The following is an 18,750-nucleotide window of genomic DNA, read 5'->3' as shown; positions in this document are numbered from 1 at the left end:
GCGGGGGACAACTTAATGCACGCTTTTCCGATTCTCAGTACCGCGATCTGGCTGCCGATCGTTTTCGGCCTCCTCGTGCTTGCGGTGGGTAACGACAAAAATCCGGGGACGGCCCGCTGGATCGCGCTGATCGGTTCGCTGCTCGGCCTGGCGGTCACGATCCCGCTGATCACGGGCTTCGACTCGAGCACGGCTGCGCTGCAGTTCGTCGAGAAGTCGACCTGGATCGAACGCTTCGACATCGCGTATCACCTCGGCGTCGACGGCATCTCGATGTGGTTCGTCGTGCTGACCGCGCTGATCACGGTGATCGTCGTGATCGCCGCATGGGAAGTGATCACCGAGAACGTCGCGCAGTACCTCGCGGCGTTCCTGATCCTGTCCGGGATCATGATCGGCGTATTCTCGGCGGCCGACGGCCTGCTGTTCTACGTGTTCTTCGAAGCGACCCTGATCCCGATGTACATCATCATCGGCGTGTGGGGTGGCCCGAACCGCGTGTATGCGGCATTCAAGTTCTTCCTGTACACGCTGGCCGGCTCGCTGCTGATGCTGGTCGCGCTGATCTACCTGTACACGGAAACGCATTCGTTCGACCTCGCGACGTGGCAGAACGCCAAGATTGCGATGACGCCGCAGATACTGTTGTTCATTGCGTTCTTCCTCGCGTTCGCGGTGAAGGTGCCGATGTGGCCGGTCCACACCTGGCTGCCGGACGCGCACGTGGAAGCGCCGACGGGCGGCTCGGTCGTGCTGGCTGCGATCATGCTGAAGCTCGGCGCATACGGTTTCCTGCGTTTCTCGCTGCCGATCACGCCTGACGCGAGCCACTTCCTGGCACCCGTCGTGATCACGCTGTCGCTGATCGCGGTGATCTACATCGGCCTCGTCGCGATGGTGCAGGCCGACATGAAGAAGCTGGTCGCGTATTCGTCGATCGCGCACATGGGCTTCGTCACGCTCGGTTTCTTCATCTTCAACCAGCTCGGCGTCGAAGGCGCGATCATCCAGATGATCTCGCACGGCTTCGTGTCGGGCGCGATGTTCCTTTGCATCGGCGTGCTGTACGACCGCGTGCACTCGCGCCAGATCGCCGACTACGGTGGCGTCGTCAACGTGATGCCGAAGTTCGCGGCCTTCGCGATGCTGTTCTCGATGGCCAACTGCGGCCTGCCGGGCACGTCGGGTTTCGTCGGCGAGTTCATGGTGATTCTCGCGGCCGTCCAGTACAACTTCTGGATCGCATTCGGCGCGGCATTCACGCTGATCCTCGGCGCTGCCTACACGCTGTGGATGTACAAGCGCGTGTACTTCGGCGCGGTGGCGAACGATCACGTTGCCAAGCTGAAGGACATCGGCCGTCGCGAATTCCTGATGCTGGCCGTGCTCGCCGCGTTCACGCTGCTGATGGGCCTGTATCCGAAGCCTTTCACCGACGTGATGCACGTTTCCGTGGAAAACCTCCTCTCCCACGTCGCGCAGTCGAAGCTGCCGCTGGCCCAGTAATCGCGAGCGGAGGAACTCAAGATCATGCAAAACGCCCCTATGAATGTCCTGTTGCCTGACGCGTTGGTGCTGGCCGCCATCGTCGTCGCATGGCTGAACGACACCTTTACCGGCGCCTCCGGCCGCCGCCTGACTTATCTGATCGCGGTCGTCTCGTCGGTCGTGGCCGGCGTGTGGTTCGCGGTGCAGGCACTCGACCCGCAGCAGTACTACTTCTTTTCGAAGATGGTCGTCGTCGACTCGTTCGCGAGCATGATGAAGGCTGTCGTGTCGTTCGGTTTCGCGGTCTCGCTCGTCTATTCGCGCAAGTACCTCGAAGATCGCGACATGTTCCGCGGTGACGTGTTCCTGCTCGGCATGTTCTCGCTGCTCGGTCAGCTGGTCATGGTGTCGGGCAACAACTTCCTGACGCTGTACCTCGGTCTCGAACTGATGTCGCTGTCGCTGTACGCCGTCATCGCGCTGCGCCGCGATGCCGCACAGTCGAGCGAAGCCGCGATGAAGTACTACGTGCTGGGCGCGCTCGCATCGGGCTTCGTGCTGTACGGCATCTCGATGCTGTACGGTGCGACCGGCTCGCTCGAGCTGGCCGAGGTGTACAAGGCGGTCGGCGGCAACACCGACGCGGCCGTGCTGATGTTCGGCGTGGTCTTCATCGTCGCCGGTATCGCGTTCAAGCTCGGCGCCGTGCCGTTCCACATGTGGGTGCCGGACGTCTACCAGGGCGCACCGACCGCGATGACGCTGTTCGTCGGCGGCGGCCCGAAGGTTGCCGCGTTCGCGTGGGGCCTGCGCTTCCTGGTGATGGGCCTGTTGCCGCTCGCACAGAACTGGCAGACCGCGCTCGTGATCCTGGCCGCACTGTCGCTGATCGTCGGCAACATCACGGGTATCGTCCAGCGCAACATCAAGCGGATGCTTGCGTACTCGGCGATCTCGAACATGGGCTTCGTGCTGCTCGGCCTGCTCGCGGGCATCGTGAAGGGCGACGCGACGGCACCGGCGAACGCATACAGCTCGGCGATGTTCTACGCGATCGTCTATCTGATCACGACGCTCGGCTCGTTCGGCGTGGTGATGCTGCTCGCACGCCGCGATTTCGAAGCCGAAACGATCGACGACTTCAAGGGCCTCAACAAGCGCAGCCCGGTGTTCGCGTTCGTGATGATGGTCATGATGTTCTCGCTGGCCGGCATTCCGCCGACCGTCGGCTTCTACGCAAAGCTCGCCGTGCTCGAGGCAACCGTCAACGCGGGCCTCACGTGGCTGGCCGTGCTGGCCGTGATCACGTCGCTGTTCGGCGCGTTCTACTACCTGCGCATCGTGAAGCTGATGTACTTCGATGCACCGCAGGATACGACGCCGATCTCGGGCGATTTCTGCAAGCGCACGATCCTCGTGCTGAACGGCCTCGCGGTCGTCGCGCTCGGCCTGATCCCGAGCCCGCTGCTGACGGCCTGCCTGCAGGCAATTCGTCACACGCTGCCGCTGTAATGTCGGCAGCCGGCTGGTTTATCGTGCTGTTGGCGCTCGTCTGCGCCAACCTGCCGTTCCTGAACCAACGCCTCTTCGCCGTCGTGCCGTTCGGCGCGGCGAAGAAGAGCGGTTGGGTACGGATCGGCGAGCTGATCGTGCTGTACTTCATCGTTGGCGCGCTCGGCTTCTGGCTCGAGTCGCGCGCCGGCAACCGCTTCGAACAGGGCTGGCAGTTCTACGCGATCACGTTCAGTCTTTTCGTCGTGTTCGCGTTTCCCGGCTTCACGTTCCAGTATCTCGTCAAACGACGCTGACGGCTTCGGCCGTCGCGCTCAATTTTGGAGCCGCCGATGGCCGAACTACCCAATCACGACGCCGCACTGACCGAAACCTGCCTCGAAAGCGAGGCGATCTTCGAAGGCGCGTTCCTCAAGCTCAAGCGCGATACCGTCCGTCTGCCGGATGGCAAGAAAGCCACGCGCGAATACGTCCAGCATCCGGGCGCGGTGATGGTGATCCCGCTGTTCGACGACGGCCGCGTGCTGATGGAAAGCCAGTATCGCTACCCGATCGGCAAGGTGATGGCCGAATTCCCGGCCGGCAAGCTCGATCCGAACGAAGGCGCGCTCGCATGCGCGGTGCGCGAACTGCGCGAGGAAACCGGCTACACGGCACGCGAGTACGTGTTCCTGGCCCGGATTCATCCGATCATTTCCTATTCGACCGAATTCATCGACCTGTACCTGGCGCGCGGGCTGACGGCCGGCGAGCGCAAGCTCGATGAAGGCGAATTCCTCGAGACCTTCATTGCGACGCAGGCCGACCTGCAGGAATGGGTGCGCACGGGCCAGATCTCCGACGTGAAGACGATCATCGGCACGATGTGGCTCGACAAGGTGCTGTCCGGGACGTGGCCGCTCGGGCCGGTCCTGACGCCCTGAGCGCAGCGTCAGCGGCGGGTGGGGCGCCGCGTTACAATCCGGTGACGCGGCGCCACGCCGTCGCGCGATCGATATTTAGCACGACCGTTCACAAAACCGCTTTTTGCGCTACACTCGCCACACGCCCTGATTCAGCATGAAGGTCCTCGATTTACAGTGCCCGCACGGTCATCGGTTCGAAGGCTGGTTCGCTTCCGCCGATGAATTCGAAGCGCAGTTGTCCCGCAAGCTGGTCGAATGTCCGGTGTGCGGAACGACCGAGGTCAACCGTCTGCCGTCGGCGCCGCGCCTGAACCTGTCGGGCGCGACGCAGGCCCAGCCGGTCGATTCGCGTGCACTGCAGGCGCAGGTAATGCGTGCGCTGCGCGAGGTGCTGGAGAAAACCGAGAATGTGGGCGAGCGCTTCGCCGAGGAAGCGCGGCGCATCCATTACAACGAGGCGCCGGCACGCAGCATTCGGGGCGTCACGACGCCCGAAGACGCGCAATCCTTGGCCGAAGAAGGCATCGACGTGATGCCGCTGCCGATTCCTGCCGCGCTCAAAGAACCGCTGCAATAGACATATGCAGTGAGTCCTTGCCGGGCCGGACGGCTGCGGACAGCCTTGCATGGGACCGGACTAACCGCTGAAGCGCTAACTCCGGTCGACAGGAGACACTGCGCATGGATCTGGATTATTCCCCCTCGGACGACGCGTTCCGCGTCGACGTCCGCGCCTGGCTCGAGGCCAACCTGCCTCACGCACTGCGCGCCAAAGTACTCGATCACAAACGACTCGATCGCGAGGATTTCGCGAGCTGGCACAGGATTCTTGGCCAGCGCGGCTGGTCTGCGCCCGCATGGCCCGTCGAATATGGCGGCCCGGGCTGGAACGCGACGCAACGGCACATCTGGGACGAGGAGTGCGCGCGGATCGGCGCACCGACCGTGCTGCCGTTCGGCGTATCGATGGTCGCGCCGGTGTTGATGAAATACGGCAGCGAAGCGCAGAAACGTCATTATCTGCCGCGCATTCTCGACGGCTCGGACTGGTGGTGCCAGGGCTATTCGGAGCCGGGTTCGGGGTCCGATCTCGCATCGTTGCGCACGCGCGCGGAGCGCCAGGGCGACCACTACGTCGTCAATGGCCAGAAGACCTGGACGACGCTCGGCCAGTACGCCGACATGATGTTCTGCCTCGTGCGCACCGATCCGGCCGCGAAGAAACAGGAGGGCATCTCGTTCCTGCTGATCGACATGAAGACGCCCGGCATCACGGTGCGCCCGATCGTCATGCTCGACGAGGACCACGAGGTCAACGAGGTGTTCTTCGAGGACGTGAAGGTGCCGGTCGAGAATCTCGTCGGCGACGAGAACCGCGGCTGGACCTACGCGAAATACCTGCTTGGTCATGAGCGCACCGGCATCGCGCGCGTCGGCGGGTCGAAGCGCGAACTCGCGTTCCTGAAGCGTGTGGCGTCGAACCAGCGCAAGAACGGCAAGCCGTTGCTCGCCGATCCCGTGTTCGCTGCGAAGGTCGCGGCGCTCGAGGTCGAGCTGATGGCGCTGGAGGTGACGGTGCTGCGCGTCGTCAGCCGCGAGACGAGCGGCAAGGGGCCCGGCCCCGAGGCGTCGATGCTGAAGATCAAGGGCACGGAAGTGCAGCAGGCCCTCACCGAGCTGATGGTCGACGCGATCGGCCCGCTCGCCGCACCGTTCGATGTACCGTTCCTCGACGGCCAGCGCGAGCACAGCATCGCGGGCGACGACGATGCGGCACCGCTTGCCGCGTACTACTTCAATTACCGGAAGACGTCGATCTACGGCGGTTCGAACGAGATCCAGAAGAACATCATCGCGCAGATGATTCTGGGGCTGTGATCAGGGAACGGAGACAACCATGGATTTCAGCTTTACTGATGAGCAGCAGCAGTTTGCCGACGCGCTGCGCCGTTATCTCGGCGAGCAATACGGCTTCGAAGCGCGCCAGGCAATCGTGCGCAGCGATGCGGGTGTGTCGGACACGCAATGGAGCGCGTTCGCCGAACTGGGGTTGACCGCGCTGCCCGTGCCGGACGCGCAGGGTGGCTTCGGCGGCGGCCCGGTCGACATGCTGGTCGTGATGCAGGAACTCGGCCGTGCGCTCGTGATCGAGCCGTACTGGGCAACGGCGGTGGGCGTCGAGGCGTTGCGCGTTGGCGGTTCCGGCGCGGATGAGGATGCGGCGCTGCTGGAAGCCGTCGCGCAGGGGCAGAAGCGTGTGGCAGTCGCGTTCCACGAACCGCATGCGCGCTACGACCTGTTCGAACTCGACACGCGTGCGCGCGAGCAGGGTGGCACGTACCGGCTGACCGGCACGAAGTCGGTCGTTCAGCATGGCGCACAGGCGGACGCGTGGATCGTGCCCGCACGCGTCGACGGTGGCGGCATCGGCCTCTTCGTCGTCGAACGGGATGCCGCGAACGCGAAGGTGGTCGACTACCGGACGATCGACGGCCAGCGTGCCGCGACGATCGGGTTCAATGAAACGCCGGCGCGACTGCTGACGGGTGGTGCGCGCGACGCGGCGGCCCTCGAGCAGGTTGCCGACTACGCGACGTTCCTGCTGTGCGCGGAAGCGGTCGGCGTGCTCGACGAACTGAATCGCGCGACGGTCGAATACACGAAGACGCGCGAACAGTTCGGCGTGCCGATCGCGCGTTTCCAGGCGCTGCAGCACCGGATGGTCGACATGCTGATCCATGCCGAGCAGGCGCGTTCGCTGACCTATCTGGCAGCCGTACGCTACGCGAGCGGCGATGCCGATGCGCGGCGCAAGGCCGTGTCGGCCGCGAAAGCGCGTGTCGGCGCCGCCGCGCGCTTCGTCGGCCAGCAGGCCGTCCAGCTGCACGGCGGCATGGGCGTGACCAACGAGGTCGCCGCCGCACACTTGTTCAAGCGGCTGACGATCATCGAGACGACGCTCGGCGACACCGATCATCATCTTGCCCGCATTGCGGCGCTGCCCGATTTCGCGCAGACCGACGCAGCATGACGGCGACGCGCGAGCGCACCAGACAAGGAGACACCGAGTGGGCATCAGTTACGAAGACCTGGTGGTCGGCAGTACCACCGAAGTGGGCCGCTACACGTTCGAACCCGACGACATCAAGGCGTTCGCACAACGCTATGACCCGCAGCCGTTCCACCTCGACGAAGAAGCGGGAAAAGCATCGCATTTCGGCGGGCTCGTCGCGAGCGGCTGGCATACGTGTTCGGTGTTCATGAGCCTGCTCATCAAGAAGCTCGGGTCGGACTCGACGAGCATGGGCTCGCCGGGCATCGATTCGATCCGCTGGCTCAAGCCGGTGCGCGCCGGCGACACGATCACGATGTATCAGAAGGTCCACGACAAACGCGTGTCGGAGAGCAAGCCCGACCGCGGCATCGTGTCGACGGAATGGGTCGGTGTGAACGGCGCCGGCGAGACGGTGATCACCGTGCATACCAAGGTGATCTTCGGGCTGCGCCATCCGGGAGGCACGCAGGCATGACCGACGTGACCTTGCCGCTGATCGCATCGGCGCAGGCGCTGCAGGCGCGAGTCGGCGCGGAGCCGCTCGCGAGCGGCTGGATCGCGATCGACCAGCGTCGTGTCGATGGCTTTGCCGATGCGACCGGCGATCATCAATGGATTCACGTCGATCCCGAACGCGCGCGGCGCGAGTCGCCATTCGGCGGCCCGATCGCGCACGGGTTCCTGACGCTGTCGCTGATTCCGGCGTTGATGGCCGATGCGATGCGTTTCGAGCAGAAGATGGGGGTGAACTACGGACTGAACCGCGTGCGGTTCCTGAAGCCGGTGCCGGTCGGCGCGCGTGTGCGTGCGCTGTTTGCGGTAAAGGAAACCGCCGAGGCTGCGCGGGACGGTGTGCAGGTGACGTGGTCGGTGACGATGCAGGTCGAGCGTCCCGATGTGCCGCTGCCCGTCTGCGCGGCCGAATTCATCACGCTGCATTACTTCTGAAGCGGGGAGCGGCATGCACGGATGCCGCTCCGCCCGTCACATGCGTGTCAGTGCTTCGCGTATTGCGTCGCACCGAACAGCACCTCGCGTGCCTTGTCGTCCTGCAGCGCCTTGCGCATCGACGCGAGCACTTCGACACCGCGTTGCACGGCCGGTCGCGCGGCGATCGCGTCGTGCCAGCGTTTCACGTTCGGCAATTCGTCGAGCACGATGCCCTGGTTCTGCCACGAGCGCGTCCACGGGAACGTCGCAATGTCCGCGATCGTATACGCGTCGCCCGCGAGATATTCGGATTCGCCAAGGCGCTTGTCCATCACGTTGTACAGGCGCTTTGCCTCGTTCGTGTAGCGGTTGACCGCATACTCGATCTTCTCCGGCGCATACAGGCGGAAGTGGTGCGCCTGCCCGAGCATCGGGCCGACGCCGCCCATCTGGAACATCAGCCATTCGAGCGCCGCGTAGCGTGCGGCCGGATCGGTCGGCAGGAACTTGCCGGTCTTCTCCGCGAGGTAGATCAGGATCGCGCCCGATTCGAACAGCGAGATCGGCGTGCCGCCGGGGCCGTCCGGATCGACGATCGCGGGGATCTTGTTGTTCGGGCTGATCTTCAGGAACTCCGGCTTGAACTGGTCGCCTGCGCCGATATCGACCGGATGGGCACGATAAGCGAGGCCCGTTTCCTCGAGCATGATGTGCACCTTGTGGCCGTTCGGGGTCGCCCAGCTATAGACGTCAATCATCGTGAACTCCTGTGTTGCATGCGCGAAAACGGCGCAGGCAGCGCCGCGACAGGCGGTCATTAGAGCATGGATCGATGTGGGCTGCTGGCGACGGGAACGTGCGTGCCGGTGCGTGTGAGCCGGCGTGTGTGCGTGGGGGCGATCGCGTATCGTCCCGAGTCGTCGAGATGGCGGCGTCGCCGTGCCGCATCCGGTCGATGCGGTGGTGACATGTCAATTCCAAAGCGGGCGCGACCGCTCAGCGCTTGTAGCGGGGCGGGCGTTTCTCGAGAAATGCGGTGATGCCTTCGAGCCCGTCCGCATGATGCAGCGATGCGACGAAATGATCGCGCTCCGTGGCGAGATGCGCGTCGAGCGGTTGCGTCGTCGCGTCGTCGAGCAGCGACTTGATGCGCGTGAGTGCGTTCGGCGAGATGCCGGCGAGCGCATCGGCCCATGCCAGTGCATCGGTCAGTGCCGCGCCGGGCACGGCGAGCCGGTTGACGACGCCGAGCGTGTGCAGACGTTCGGCTGCAACAGGCTTGCCTTCGAACAGGATCTCGGCCGCGATCGCACGCGGCAGCGCGCGGGCGATGAACCACGAACCGCCTCCATCGGGCGTCAGGCCGACACGCGCGTATGACATCACGAACTTCGCGTCGTGCGCGGCGACGATCAGGTCGCACGCGAGCGCGAGCGAGAAGCCCGCGCCGGCCGCGGCGCCTTCCACCGCTGCGATCACCGGCTTCGTCGAAGCATGGATCGCCGTGACCCAGGCGGCGAGCTGATCGATGCTGTCGGCCTGGTAGGACGGATCCTTCGAGCGGTTGTCGAGCAGCCGGTTCAAATTGCCGCCCGCGCAGAAGAAGCGATCGGCGCCGGTGAGCACGACCGCGCGAATCCCGGGATCCCGTTCGGCGGTGGCGAGCGCTTCGATGCCGGCCGCGTACATGTCGGGATGCAGCGCATTGCGCGCGCCGGGGTTGGATAGCGTGAGGACGAGCGTCGATTCGCTCTCGGGCGGACGCGAGGCCAGCAGTTCAGCACTCATGCGAGCGTGTCTCCATCGGATGGCAGGGCTGCGGCAGCGGACACATAGCGCGTGCTGATGCGGACGATGTCGTAGCAGAGGTATTGTTGTCGTGACGGACGCGAAACTTGCTTTAGACTAGCACGAACGTGCTTTTCAGCGCGATGAATCCCGATGCGGCCGACATCGATGCGGCCGCGCTTCAGCAAGGAAGGAGACTCCGATGCTACAGCTGTGCGGTATTCCGTTGTCCAACTATTACAACAAGGTGAAGTTCGTCCTGCTCGAGCACGACATTCCGTTCGAGGAGTCGGTGTGCGGATTGCCGGTCAGCGATCCGGCACAGCTCGCCGATTCGCCGCTCGGCAAGATTCCCTTTCTGAAGACCGAAGAAGGTGCGCTGTTCGAGTCCCAGGTGATCATCGAGTACCTGGCGGCGCGCTATCCCGAAAAAGGCATTCTCCCGGCGAGTCCGTTCGCGGCCGCGAAGGCGCGCGAACTCATCGAGACGCTCGAACTTTATCTCGAATGGATGGCGCGCGAGGTCTACACCGAAGCGTTTTTCGGCGGCAAGGTCAGCGACGGGATGAAGGCGCACGTCGAGAAGCGCCTGCCGCGCGCGATCGACGGATTCAAGCAGATGACGCGGTTTTCGCCGTATGTGCTCGGCGAGTCGTTCGGTCTCGCGGACATCGCCGCGTGGGTCCACCTGCCGGTCATCGGCATGGCGACGAAAGCCGTATTCGGGCGCGATTTCCTGCTCGATGCAGGCATCGACTGGAAGGCGCATGCGAAGAAGGTGGGCGAGCGCCCTGCCGCGCAGCGCGTGGCGGCCGAGCGCAAGGCGTATATCGACGCGACGAGCGTCGCGCGCTCGTAAGCGCGGTTCCCGCAGGGCGGTGTGCGGCCGCCCGTGCGGGCCTTACAGGCGGGCGAGCCGTTCGAGCGCGGATGCGAGCGTGCTTTCCTGCTTCGCGAAGCAGAATCGGACGACGCCCGATTCGTGCGGCTCGTGATAGAACGCCGACACCGGAATGGCGGCCACGCCGATCTCCGACGTGAGCCACTTCGAGAATTCCGCTTCCGGCAGGTCGCTGATCGCCGAATAATCGACGCACTGAAAGTACGTGCCCGTGCAGGGCAGTAATTTGAAGCGCGTGCGCTCGAGGCCGGCCCGGAAGAAGTCGCGCTTCTTCTGGTAGAAGTCGGCAAGCGTCAGGTACGGCGCCGGGTCGCGCAGGTAGTCGGCGAGCCCGATCTGCATCGGCGTGTTCACCGTGAACACGTTGAACTGGTGGACCTTGCGGAATTCCGCGGTCAGCGCGGCAGGCGCCGCGACATAGCCGACCTTCCAGCCCGTCACGTGATAGGTCTTGCCGAAGCTCGACACGATGAAGCTGCGCGCGGCGAGTTCCGGATAGCGCGCGACGCTCTCGTGGCGCGCGCCGTCATAGACCATGTGCTCGTAGACCTCGTCGGACAGGATCAGCACGTTGGTGCCGCGCACGATCTCCTCGAGCTTGCGCATGTCCGACTGGCGCCACACGGTACCCGTCGGGTTGTGCGGCGTGTTGATCAGGATCATGCGCGTTTTCGGCGTGATCGCGGCCGCCAGGCGGTCGAACGGGATCGCGTAGTCGGGCGCTTCCAGCGTGACGAACACGGGCTTGCCGCCCGCGAGTTCGATCGACGGCAGGTAGCTGTCGTAGGTCGGTTCGACGACGATCACTTCATCACCCGGATGCACCGCGCACATGATCGCGGTCAGCAACGCCTGCGTCGCGCCGGCCGTGACGGTGATTTCGGTTGCCGGATCGTAACGCCGGCCGTAGACCTGCGCGATCTTGTCAGCGATCGCGTCGCGCAGCGGCGCGACACCGGCCATCGGCGGATACTGGTTGTGCCCGTTGCGCATCGCGGCGGCAACCGCATCGATGATGCGAGGATCGCAGTCGAAATCCGGAAAGCCCTGGCCGAGGTTCACCGCGCCTTTTTCTGCGGCAAGCGCGCTCATGACCGTGAAGATCGTCGTGCCGACGTTCGGCAGGCGCGAGGGGAAAACGGGAGTCGTTGGCATGTCTGAAGGAGCGTTCATCGATACGGTCGAAGTCGGGTGGTGCGGCGTAGGTCAGGCCGGCGTCGTCGTCGTGTCCGGTGCGGCGTCGAGCGAGCAGGCCTCGGTAAATGGCGCGGGCTGCGCGATCCGGAAGCCGAAGTCGCGTGCGGTGCGCTTCGCGAGCTTCAGCAGCGCGCGGTCTTTCGACACGAGCCACTCGGCCTGCGCGGCGCGGGCGAGTTCGAGAAACTTCTGGTCGTCGCGGTCCTTGCACTTCGGCAGCGGCGGCGCGTCGGCGTCGACGGGCGGCGGCTCGACGAGACTCGCCAGCCGGGCGACGGTCGCGAGTGCGGCCGCCTTGTCGATGGCGCGCGACTGGAACTGCGGATAGTCGAGCACGTATTCGAGCTCGGTCAGGCAGCGGCCGTCGATCACGGCGGCAAGCGCGCCGCTTTCCAGCGCAGCCCGGATCGGGCGCGTAGCGGGGTCGTCGAATACGAGGATGTCGATCCAGACGTTCGAGTCGAGCACGACGCGGTGCGCGGCGTGCGGGGCGAGAGAGCGGGTCATTCGTTACAATCGGTGGTTTTCGTCTGACCGCAAGGCACGGCGTGCCAGCGAGCCTCTATGATAATCGTTCTCTCTCCAGCCAAATCCCTCGACTACGATACGCCCGCGCACGTCCAGTCTTACACGAAGCCTGCATTCGTCGACGACGCGTCCGAGCTGATCGACGGCCTGCGCAAGCTGTCGCCGCAGGACATCGCAACGCTGATGGATATCTCCGATCCACTCGCGCGCCTGAATTTCCAGCGCTACGCCGACTGGTCGTCGACCTTTACGCCCGCCAATGCGAAGCAGGCCGTGCTCGCGTTCAACGGCGACGTCTATGAAGGTTTCGACGCGAAATCGCTGTCGTCCGCCGATCTCGACTATGCGCAGCAGCACGTGCGCGTGCTGTCGGGCCTGTACGGGCTGTTGCGCCCGCTCGACCTGCTGCAGCCGTACCGGCTCGAGATGGGCACGCGTTTCGCGAACGCGCGCGGCAAGGATCTGTACGCGTTCTGGGGCGACCGCATTACGCGGGCGCTGAACGAACAGCTCGAAACGCGCAGCGGCGCGGCGCGCGTGCTGGTCAACTGCGCGTCGACCGAATACTTCAAGTCGGTCAAGCCGAAACTGCTGGTCGCACCGGTCATCACGCCGGTGTTCGAGGACTGGAAGGGCGGCCGCTACAAGATCATCAGCTTCCATGCGAAGCGTGCGCGCGGCCTGATGGCGCGTTTTATCGTCGAAAACCGTATTACCGACCCGAAGGCGCTGAAGGATTTCGCGACGGAAGGCTATGCGTTCGATGCGGCGGCGTCGAACGATTCGACTTACGTATATCGCCGGCGAGTCGGCGAGTGACCCTGCCGGCCGTTCACGAGACGGCCGGCGCATGCATGAGGCCGGGCAAGCGCTACACCGCCTGTTCCGGTCGCCCCAGGAGAGACAGATGGCCCTTTCGATCACCAGCAATTTCGACGCAGGCGCAATCGACGTCGTGTCGTGCGACAGTCCCGATGCGATTCGGCTGCGCGTGCGCGGCGACACCCGCTCGGAATTCGCGCAATGGTTTTACTACCGCTTGACGGGCGTGCGCGGCGAGCGCTGCGTGATGACGTTCGAGAATGCTGCCGAATGCGCGTATCCGTCGGGCTGGCGCAATTACAGCGCGGTGGCGAGCTATGACCGGGTAGACTGGTTCCGCGTGCCGACGACGTTCGACGGCAAGACGATGACCATCGACCATACACCGGAATTCGACAGCATCTACTACGCGTATTTCGAGCCGTACTCGGAAGAGCGTCACGCGGCGTTTCTCGGCGCGGTCCAGCAGTTGCCGCAGGCGAGCGTCGTCGAACTCGGCCGCACGGTTGAAGGTCGCCCGATGTCGTTGCTGACGCTCGGTACGCCGGAAACGGATGGCGCGCCGAAGAAGAAGGTGTGGATCATCGCGCGCCAGCATCCCGGCGAGTCGATGGCCGAATGGTTCGTCGAAGGCCTCGTCAAGCGGCTGGCCGGATGGGGCGACTGGGCCGGCGATCCCGTCGCGCGCAAGCTGTACGATCGTGCGACCTTCTATATCGTCTCGAACATGAACCCGGACGGCAGCGTGCATGGCAACCTGCGCACCAATGCCGCAGGCGCGAACCTGAACCGCGAGTGGATGGCGCCCGATGCCGAGCGCAGCCCCGAGGTGCTGGCCGTGCGCGATGCAATCCATGCGATCGGCTGCGACATGTTCTTCGACATTCACGGCGACGAAGATCTGCCGTATGTGTTCGTTGCCGGGTCCGAGATGCTGCCGAGCTTTACCGAGCAGCAGGGCAAGGAGCAGACCGCGTTCATCGAAGCGTTCAAGGTCGCCAGCCCGGACTTCCAGACTGAGCACGGCTATGCCGCGAGCAAGTACAAGGAGGACGCGCTCAAGCTCGCGTCGAAGTACATCGGCCATCAGTTCGGCTGTCTGTCGCTGACGCTCGAGATGCCGTTCAAGGACAACGCGAACCTGCCCGACGAACGCGTCGGCTGGAACGGCGAGCGAAGCGCGGCGCTCGGCGCAGCGATGCTGGCGGCGATCCTGGTGCACGTCGACACGTTCGCGTAAGCGTAGCGTCGCCGTATTAAAAAAGCCGGGGCATCTCAGGATGCCCCGGCTTTTTTTACTTCTGTGGATGCCGCTTCGGCGGATCAGGACTTCTTCGCGGTCTTCTTCACGACCTTCTTCTGGCCGCTCGACTTTTTCGTTGTGACGGCCTTCTTGCTGCCGGTACGGCCCGATGCCTTTGCCTTGCCCTTGCCTCGGTGCGACTTGCCCTTGAATTTCTTCGTCGAGGACGAGGAGCGCTCGACGCGCGGCTTAAGCGGCGGAACCGGGTCGTTCCAGCTGAACGCGAGCATCTGCTGACCGACATAGCCGCATCGGAATTTCAGCGGCGTCGGGTCGCTGCCGTCGCTGTGGATGCCGAGGCCGTCGACCGTGACGATATTGTCGACCTTCACGCGCTGCTTGCCCTGGTCGAACGAGTCGTTCCATGGCGTGATCGTCGCGTTGCCGCTGTCGAATGCGTTCGGCGCGAAGTCGACGCGGTCGAAGGCCGACGAGGTGCTGGCGATGAAGCTGCCGTGCGCTGCACAATCGGCGGCGAGCGGATCGGCATGCATTTCGTTGACGAATTTGTTGATCAGTTCGGAGCGCTGGTCGAGCAGATCGGCGAATGCCGGTGTCGGAAGCGCAAGCGACAGGCCCGCAATACAGGCTGCCAGCTTGCCGAGCGCCCGGAAAATCCGGAGCGACGCAGGAGAGCTGTCCATCTGGTTATTGGTGAGGAGCGAATGAGACATCGGGCACGTATAGATGCCCGATGAAGAACCGGAGTTCAATCTTAGCGTAAAAAAGTTGTGCGGCAGTAGATGTCGCACTCTGCCGTACTGAGCGAGGGGAGGCCGGCGCGTGATGACGGCGCCGCCTTCGAAGGGCAATTCAGGCGCGCGGGCCGCCGAGACGATAGCGCCGGACGTCGAAGGTCGTGACCCATGCGGGACGATAGACAGCGATGAGTGCGGTCGCCATGCCGGTGAACCACGCTTCGCCGAGTGCGAGCAGCGTGGTGTTCAGCAGATAGCCGGCCGGAATCACGACGGGAACGCCATCCGCGAGCGCGAGCTGGACCCCGGCAGCGGCAGCGGCAACCGCGATGATCGCGATGGCGGGCGACAGGAATCCCTGGCCGGTAATGAACGACGCGAGATTGTGCGGCAACCATGCGAGTGCGGCGCGCTGCAGCAATGCCGACACGGCGACCGGCAGCGCGCCGTAGATCAGATAGGTCAGGCCAATGCCCTGCCAGGGCGCATCGAAAATGATCGCGGCGACTGCCGTGACGGCGCCCATCGCGATCAGTGCGAGTGTCCAGTCGAACAGCGTGACGAGCAGCGTCGCGCCAAGCAGATGCATGACGATGCCATCATCGAGCCACGCATTCGAGGCCCAGAGGACCGCAATGGCGGTGACGAGCGCAAGCCACACGTGCTGGAGCGTGGCGTCCTGCAGGCGCACGAAGGGACGATTCCAGATCGCGAGCGCGAGCAGGGCCACGGCGGCAATCCAGCCACCGATGCCAACCCAGAACGGAAGCGGTGTGAAAAGAAAACCCATGCGTCCATATTACTCGTTGAGCATCAAAGGTGGGAATCCGCACACACCAACCGTCGCAATATCGAGACTGTTTGACTAGCGTTCGCGCCGGAACCGCGCCGGCGGCTCGGCGGCGATCGGCAGGTCCTGCGCGCTATCGATCGAGGCCGGCAACGGGTACGGGCGGTTACTCCGTTGCGTACGCAGCGGAACCGGGCCCTGTTCGCCGATGGGCGGCTTGCGCGCACGACTGCGGTTCGCCAACAGCACCTCGAGGTGGGGCGACAGCCAGCCGTTGTAGATTGCGACCGCGGCGGCCCGATTGGCGGCACCGAGCTGCTGGAAGATGCTGGCGAGGTGGATCTTGACGGTGCCTTCGCTGATGCCGAGTGTGCGAGCGATCATCTTGTTGGTGCTGCCCATGTGGACGAAGCGCATGATCTGCGCTTGCCGCGGCGACAGGAGGCCGCTCGGCGGCCGCCGGGGAAGCGACCCGGCGAGCGTCTGGAAATGGGCATCGTAGCGCGCCGCAGCAGTGGAAGGCAGCAGGCGCAGCGCGATCGGCGGAATGTAGTGTCCGCCCAGCAGCACGATCTCGAGCGCACGCACGATCAGGTGTGGCCGCGTGGAATGCGGGATCACGCCGGCGACACCGTAATTGAAGAAGCGCTGGATCGCTTCGGGCGAAGTTTCGTCGACCAGGACGGCGACGGGTGTCGGCGAGCACGCGCTGCAGAGCGCCTGAAGCTCGCTGAGCCGGCCGACGTCGAGCCAGTCGATCGCGACCAGGTCGAAACGCTGGTTGCGCAGCAGCCTGCGCGCCTGAAAACTGTCGGGCACGTCGTTGATTCCGGCGTGACGGTCGATCTGTCGCAACAGGGCCTTCAGTCCGTCACGCCGCTCGGCGTCTGAATTGAGCATCAGGAACCGCATATTCAACCTCCGTAATGTGAGCCATTGATCTGCCGTCTGGCATGCCTTGGGTCTGATAATGACAAAGACCTTACACGATGTCTGCTTGGCTGAAAGGCTTAGGAAAAGTATGAAATTTCGGGCGACGGGAGGACAGACAAGTAAAAAGCCGCTCCGGCGGGAACCGTGAGCGGCTTCAGGTGGGCAGGCCGTCGGGCCTGTTGTGCTGCGGATTAGTGGAAGTGCGGCTGGGCGGGGGACGCGTCTTCCGGCATTTCTGCGTGGACGATTTCACCGAGCGGATCTGCGTAGAGCGGCACGCCGCAGTCATCGCAATATTCGGGTTCGAAGCGGCCCGCGTGCCGCCGGACGTCGGTTACGCCGCATTCCTTCAGCAGACTCACGATTTCCTCGACCGGGCCTTCGATCGGCGCTTCGCCTTCGAGCGTCGCACTGTCGATCGACATGTCGCCGTTTTCACGGCCGTAGAGCGGCCATACGACGCCGTAGATTACGTCGTTGCTGGCACGCCGCGTGAAGCCGACACGGTACTCGTCGATACGGCGTTCGCCGAAGCCGGCGACCACCGCGCGCAGCTCTTGCGGTGCTGCACCAAGTGTGTCGAATAGATAACGAATGGCCGTTCGGACCGTATGTGGACGTATCCGTTCGTCCGCATCCCGGCAGGCCGAGTAGTACGCGTCCGGAAGCAGGCATTCGAATTCGCAGCCGGGCAGCGCGATCGACAGGTTCGGGCCGCCTTGGGCCGTCCATTGCTCGAGGCACTGGCCGCGTTCGATCCGGCTGCCGTTTTCTTCTTCCTGCCAGCGGAACAGCGGTGCGCCGGCGGGGGCCGCAACGACGGCGAGCAGGAAGCGCGGATCGGCGAGGATCGGCGAGGTTTCGGGCAGGTCGCCGAAGCTGAGCTTGGGCGTGTGCTGGCTGATCGCCCCATGCGCGAGCTGCTGGGCGAGCCGGTAGGTCTCGACGTGGTGTCGCGGCAACTGGTCGATGCTGTAGAGGAACGGGGCAAGCCCGACGAGGGTACCGTTCGCAAGGACGTGCGCCTGCAGGTGCGTTCGAAGTGCGTCGGCAACGTCGCCCTTGAGCGGGCCCGATGGAATCATGTAGCGCGTCCATGCGAGAACCGGGACGGCGACCAGTAGCGCATCGAACGGTTGGCCGTCGTGCTCGATCACCATCGACTCGCTGTGCGTCTCGGCCATGTCGGCGAGCGCGCCATAGGCGTCGGGGTGATTCTGCTGCAGATGGTCGAGCGCTGCGTCGAGCGTGGTCTGGTTGCCGTTGCGGACAATCTTGGAGAGCAGCGCATCGAGCTTCGCTTCCCAGAAGCGGTCCTCGATGCGGCTGCCCGAGGCGAAGAGCGCAAGCGACAGGCCGACCAGTTTGTCGGCATCGGGGGGGAGGCGTTTGGCGATTCGCTGGCGCATATTAAAGACGTATATAGAAAGAGGCGAAGAGCCTCACATTCTAGTCCGTTCTTTGCACCATAAGCGGTCTCGTGCCGACACATGGCTGGCTGGCCGAATTGCAGCTTTTGTAAAAAAGTTGCTTCAAACCCCTTGCGCGAACGTCGCGAGCTATCTACAATCACGCCTCTTTCGCGCTAACGGAAACGCAGCGCGGGAGAAGGGAAGCAGGGCGGGTGGTGTGCTGGAGTCTGGAGCGCGCAGCTGGCCTGGAAGTTGAGCCACGCAGTCGCAACGATGATGTTAAAAAGTTGTTGACGAACTGCGAAACACGGTTCATAATCTCGCTTCTCTGCTGCTGAAAACGCAGCGCTGCTGAGAAACGCGAAGTTCCTCGCAGAATGCTCTTTAAAAATTAACAGCCGATAAGTGTGGGCGCTTGATGGAAGCGAGCTGATCCTCGGATCAGATAGCGAAAGTATCAAGAGTCTCACACTAAAGTAAGTCAGGTT

Annotated in this window: 20 protein-coding genes; 12 read left to right on the top strand and 8 right to left on the bottom strand. The window is 64.0% G+C overall.

Annotated features, from left to right (window positions below):
- Positions 1-15 precede the first annotated feature (15 nt).
- From CFB39_RS12690 to CFB39_RS12650, 9 genes are all read left to right on the top strand, one after another.
- Positions 16-1,506 (top strand): NADH-quinone oxidoreductase subunit M, encoded by a 1,491-nt coding sequence (locus CFB39_RS12690; RefSeq protein ID WP_021162817.1) that lies wholly within the window; start codon positions 16-18, stop codon positions 1,504-1,506.
- 39 nt (positions 1,507-1,545) lie between these two features.
- Positions 1,546-3,000 (top strand): NADH-quinone oxidoreductase subunit NuoN, encoded by a 1,455-nt coding sequence (gene nuoN, locus CFB39_RS12685; protein ID WP_174976206.1) that lies wholly within the window; start codon positions 1,546-1,548, stop codon positions 2,998-3,000.
- Positions 3,000-3,296 carry a DUF2818 family protein gene (locus tag CFB39_RS12680; protein ID WP_039370614.1) on the top strand — a complete coding sequence of 99 codons (297 nt, stop codon included), beginning with the start codon at positions 3,000-3,002 and terminating at the stop codon, positions 3,294-3,296. The genes nuoN and CFB39_RS12680 overlap by 1 nt, the downstream gene beginning before the upstream one ends.
- A gap of 36 nt (positions 3,297-3,332) precedes the next feature.
- Positions 3,333-3,923 carry an NUDIX domain-containing protein gene (locus CFB39_RS12675; protein WP_089425976.1) on the top strand — a complete coding sequence of 197 codons (591 nt, stop codon included), beginning with the start codon at positions 3,333-3,335 and terminating at the stop codon, positions 3,921-3,923.
- 136 nt (positions 3,924-4,059) lie between these two features.
- Positions 4,060-4,482, top strand: a complete 423-nt coding sequence (locus CFB39_RS12670; RefSeq protein WP_046544753.1) for a DUF1178 family protein — start codon at positions 4,060-4,062, stop codon at positions 4,480-4,482.
- 104 nt (positions 4,483-4,586) lie between these two features.
- On the top strand, positions 4,587-5,783 hold the full coding sequence (locus CFB39_RS12665; protein WP_089425974.1) for an acyl-CoA dehydrogenase family protein: 1,197 nt from the start codon (positions 4,587-4,589) through the stop codon (positions 5,781-5,783).
- A gap of 19 nt (positions 5,784-5,802) precedes the next feature.
- Positions 5,803-6,936, top strand: a complete 1,134-nt coding sequence (locus CFB39_RS12660; protein WP_089473290.1) for an acyl-CoA dehydrogenase family protein — start codon at positions 5,803-5,805, stop codon at positions 6,934-6,936.
- A 37-nt stretch (positions 6,937-6,973) separates the two neighbouring features.
- Positions 6,974-7,435, top strand: a complete 462-nt coding sequence (locus CFB39_RS12655; protein WP_089425972.1) for a MaoC family dehydratase — start codon at positions 6,974-6,976, stop codon at positions 7,433-7,435.
- Entirely contained in the window at positions 7,432-7,908 is a 477-nt protein-coding gene (locus CFB39_RS12650; protein ID WP_039370625.1) for a MaoC family dehydratase, read from the top strand. Before CFB39_RS12655 ends, CFB39_RS12650 begins: the two co-directional genes overlap by 4 nt.
- Before the next feature lie 47 nt (positions 7,909-7,955).
- On the opposite strand, the gene CFB39_RS12645 is transcribed toward CFB39_RS12650, so the two are convergent.
- On the bottom strand, positions 7,956-8,648 hold the full coding sequence (locus tag CFB39_RS12645) for a glutathione binding-like protein (protein WP_089473289.1): 693 nt from the start codon (positions 8,646-8,648) through the stop codon (positions 7,956-7,958).
- Positions 8,649-8,886: 238 nt separating this feature from the next.
- A complete protein-coding gene (locus CFB39_RS12640; protein WP_069248459.1) occupies positions 8,887-9,678 on the bottom strand; it encodes an oxepin-CoA hydrolase, alternative type in 792 nt (263 codons plus the stop codon).
- Between the two features lie 202 nt (positions 9,679-9,880).
- Here CFB39_RS12640 and CFB39_RS12635 point away from each other — a divergent pair, with 202 nt between their 5' ends.
- Positions 9,881-10,537, top strand: coding sequence for a glutathione S-transferase (locus tag CFB39_RS12635; RefSeq protein WP_089473288.1), 657 nt, complete (start codon positions 9,881-9,883; stop codon positions 10,535-10,537).
- Positions 10,538-10,579: 42 nt separating this feature from the next.
- Here the strand turns inward: CFB39_RS12635 and CFB39_RS12630 are convergent, their stop codons facing one another.
- Positions 10,580-11,752: a pyridoxal phosphate-dependent aminotransferase gene (locus CFB39_RS12630; RefSeq protein ID WP_089473287.1), complete on the bottom strand. Its 1,173-nt coding sequence runs from the start codon at positions 11,750-11,752 to the stop codon at positions 10,580-10,582.
- A 33-nt stretch (positions 11,753-11,785) separates the two neighbouring features.
- A complete protein-coding gene (locus CFB39_RS12625; protein ID WP_089473286.1) occupies positions 11,786-12,283 on the bottom strand; it encodes a putative toxin-antitoxin system toxin component, PIN family in 498 nt (165 codons plus the stop codon).
- A 57-nt stretch (positions 12,284-12,340) separates the two neighbouring features.
- On the opposite strand from CFB39_RS12625, the gene yaaA reads away from it, so the two are divergent.
- Complete coding sequence (gene yaaA / locus CFB39_RS12620) at positions 12,341-13,123, top strand: peroxide stress protein YaaA (protein WP_089473285.1); 783 nt, start codon at positions 12,341-12,343, stop codon at positions 13,121-13,123.
- 88 nt (positions 13,124-13,211) lie between these two features.
- A complete protein-coding gene (locus CFB39_RS12615; protein WP_089473284.1) occupies positions 13,212-14,366 on the top strand; it encodes a M14-type cytosolic carboxypeptidase in 1,155 nt (384 codons plus the stop codon).
- Between the two features lie 83 nt (positions 14,367-14,449).
- On the opposite strand, the gene CFB39_RS12610 is transcribed toward CFB39_RS12615, so the two are convergent.
- The 4 genes from CFB39_RS12610 to CFB39_RS12595 form a co-directional block, all read right to left on the bottom strand.
- Positions 14,450-15,103, bottom strand: a complete 654-nt coding sequence (locus CFB39_RS12610) for a BspC domain-containing protein (protein ID WP_089473283.1) — start codon at positions 15,101-15,103, stop codon at positions 14,450-14,452.
- 139 nt (positions 15,104-15,242) lie between these two features.
- Positions 15,243-15,917 carry an energy-coupling factor ABC transporter permease gene (locus CFB39_RS12605; RefSeq protein WP_089473282.1) on the bottom strand — a complete coding sequence of 225 codons (675 nt, stop codon included), beginning with the start codon at positions 15,915-15,917 and terminating at the stop codon, positions 15,243-15,245.
- 75 nt (positions 15,918-15,992) lie between these two features.
- A complete protein-coding gene (locus CFB39_RS12600) occupies positions 15,993-16,829 on the bottom strand; it encodes a response regulator transcription factor (RefSeq protein ID WP_089440651.1) in 837 nt (278 codons plus the stop codon).
- A 212-nt stretch (positions 16,830-17,041) separates the two neighbouring features.
- Complete coding sequence (locus CFB39_RS12595) at positions 17,042-18,259, bottom strand: DUF2863 family protein (protein ID WP_089431468.1); 1,218 nt, start codon at positions 18,257-18,259, stop codon at positions 17,042-17,044.
- Positions 18,260-18,750 lie beyond the last annotated feature (491 nt).

Source organism: Burkholderia sp. AU6039, from assembly GCF_002223365.1.
Lineage (GTDB): Bacteria > Pseudomonadota > Gammaproteobacteria > Burkholderiales > Burkholderiaceae > Burkholderia.
The sequence above is the reverse complement of the archived record's forward strand: the minus strand, read 5'-3'. Positions and strand labels throughout refer to the sequence as shown.

Coding starts and splice junctions, on each gene's coding strand:
- CFB39_RS12690 (WP_021162817.1), top strand. CDS start 16: ATGCACGCTTTTCCGATTCTCAGTACCGCGATCTGGCTGCCGATCGTT.
- nuoN (WP_174976206.1), top strand. CDS start 1,546: ATGAATGTCCTGTTGCCTGACGCGTTGGTGCTGGCCGCCATCGTCGTC.
- CFB39_RS12680 (WP_039370614.1), top strand. CDS start 3,000: ATGTCGGCAGCCGGCTGGTTTATCGTGCTGTTGGCGCTCGTCTGCGCC.
- CFB39_RS12675 (WP_089425976.1), top strand. CDS start 3,333: ATGGCCGAACTACCCAATCACGACGCCGCACTGACCGAAACCTGCCTC.
- CFB39_RS12670 (WP_046544753.1), top strand. CDS start 4,060: ATGAAGGTCCTCGATTTACAGTGCCCGCACGGTCATCGGTTCGAAGGC.
- CFB39_RS12665 (WP_089425974.1), top strand. CDS start 4,587: ATGGATCTGGATTATTCCCCCTCGGACGACGCGTTCCGCGTCGACGTC.
- CFB39_RS12660 (WP_089473290.1), top strand. CDS start 5,803: ATGGATTTCAGCTTTACTGATGAGCAGCAGCAGTTTGCCGACGCGCTG.
- CFB39_RS12650 (WP_039370625.1), top strand. CDS start 7,432: ATGACCGACGTGACCTTGCCGCTGATCGCATCGGCGCAGGCGCTGCAG.
- CFB39_RS12645 (WP_089473289.1), bottom strand. CDS start 8,648: ATGATTGACGTCTATAGCTGGGCGACCCCGAACGGCCACAAGGTGCAC.
- CFB39_RS12640 (WP_069248459.1), bottom strand. CDS start 9,678: ATGAGTGCTGAACTGCTGGCCTCGCGTCCGCCCGAGAGCGAATCGACG.
- CFB39_RS12635 (WP_089473288.1), top strand. CDS start 9,881: ATGCTACAGCTGTGCGGTATTCCGTTGTCCAACTATTACAACAAGGTG.
- CFB39_RS12630 (WP_089473287.1), bottom strand. CDS start 11,752: ATGAACGCTCCTTCAGACATGCCAACGACTCCCGTTTTCCCCTCGCGC.
- CFB39_RS12625 (WP_089473286.1), bottom strand. CDS start 12,283: ATGACCCGCTCTCTCGCCCCGCACGCCGCGCACCGCGTCGTGCTCGAC.
- yaaA (WP_089473285.1), top strand. CDS start 12,341: ATGATAATCGTTCTCTCTCCAGCCAAATCCCTCGACTACGATACGCCC.
- CFB39_RS12615 (WP_089473284.1), top strand. CDS start 13,212: ATGGCCCTTTCGATCACCAGCAATTTCGACGCAGGCGCAATCGACGTC.
- CFB39_RS12610 (WP_089473283.1), bottom strand. CDS start 15,103: ATGTCTCATTCGCTCCTCACCAATAACCAGATGGACAGCTCTCCTGCG.
- CFB39_RS12605 (WP_089473282.1), bottom strand. CDS start 15,917: ATGGGTTTTCTTTTCACACCGCTTCCGTTCTGGGTTGGCATCGGTGGC.
- CFB39_RS12600 (WP_089440651.1), bottom strand. CDS start 16,829: ATGCGGTTCCTGATGCTCAATTCAGACGCCGAGCGGCGTGACGGACTG.
- CFB39_RS12595 (WP_089431468.1), bottom strand. CDS start 18,259: ATGCGCCAGCGAATCGCCAAACGCCTCCCCCCCGATGCCGACAAACTG.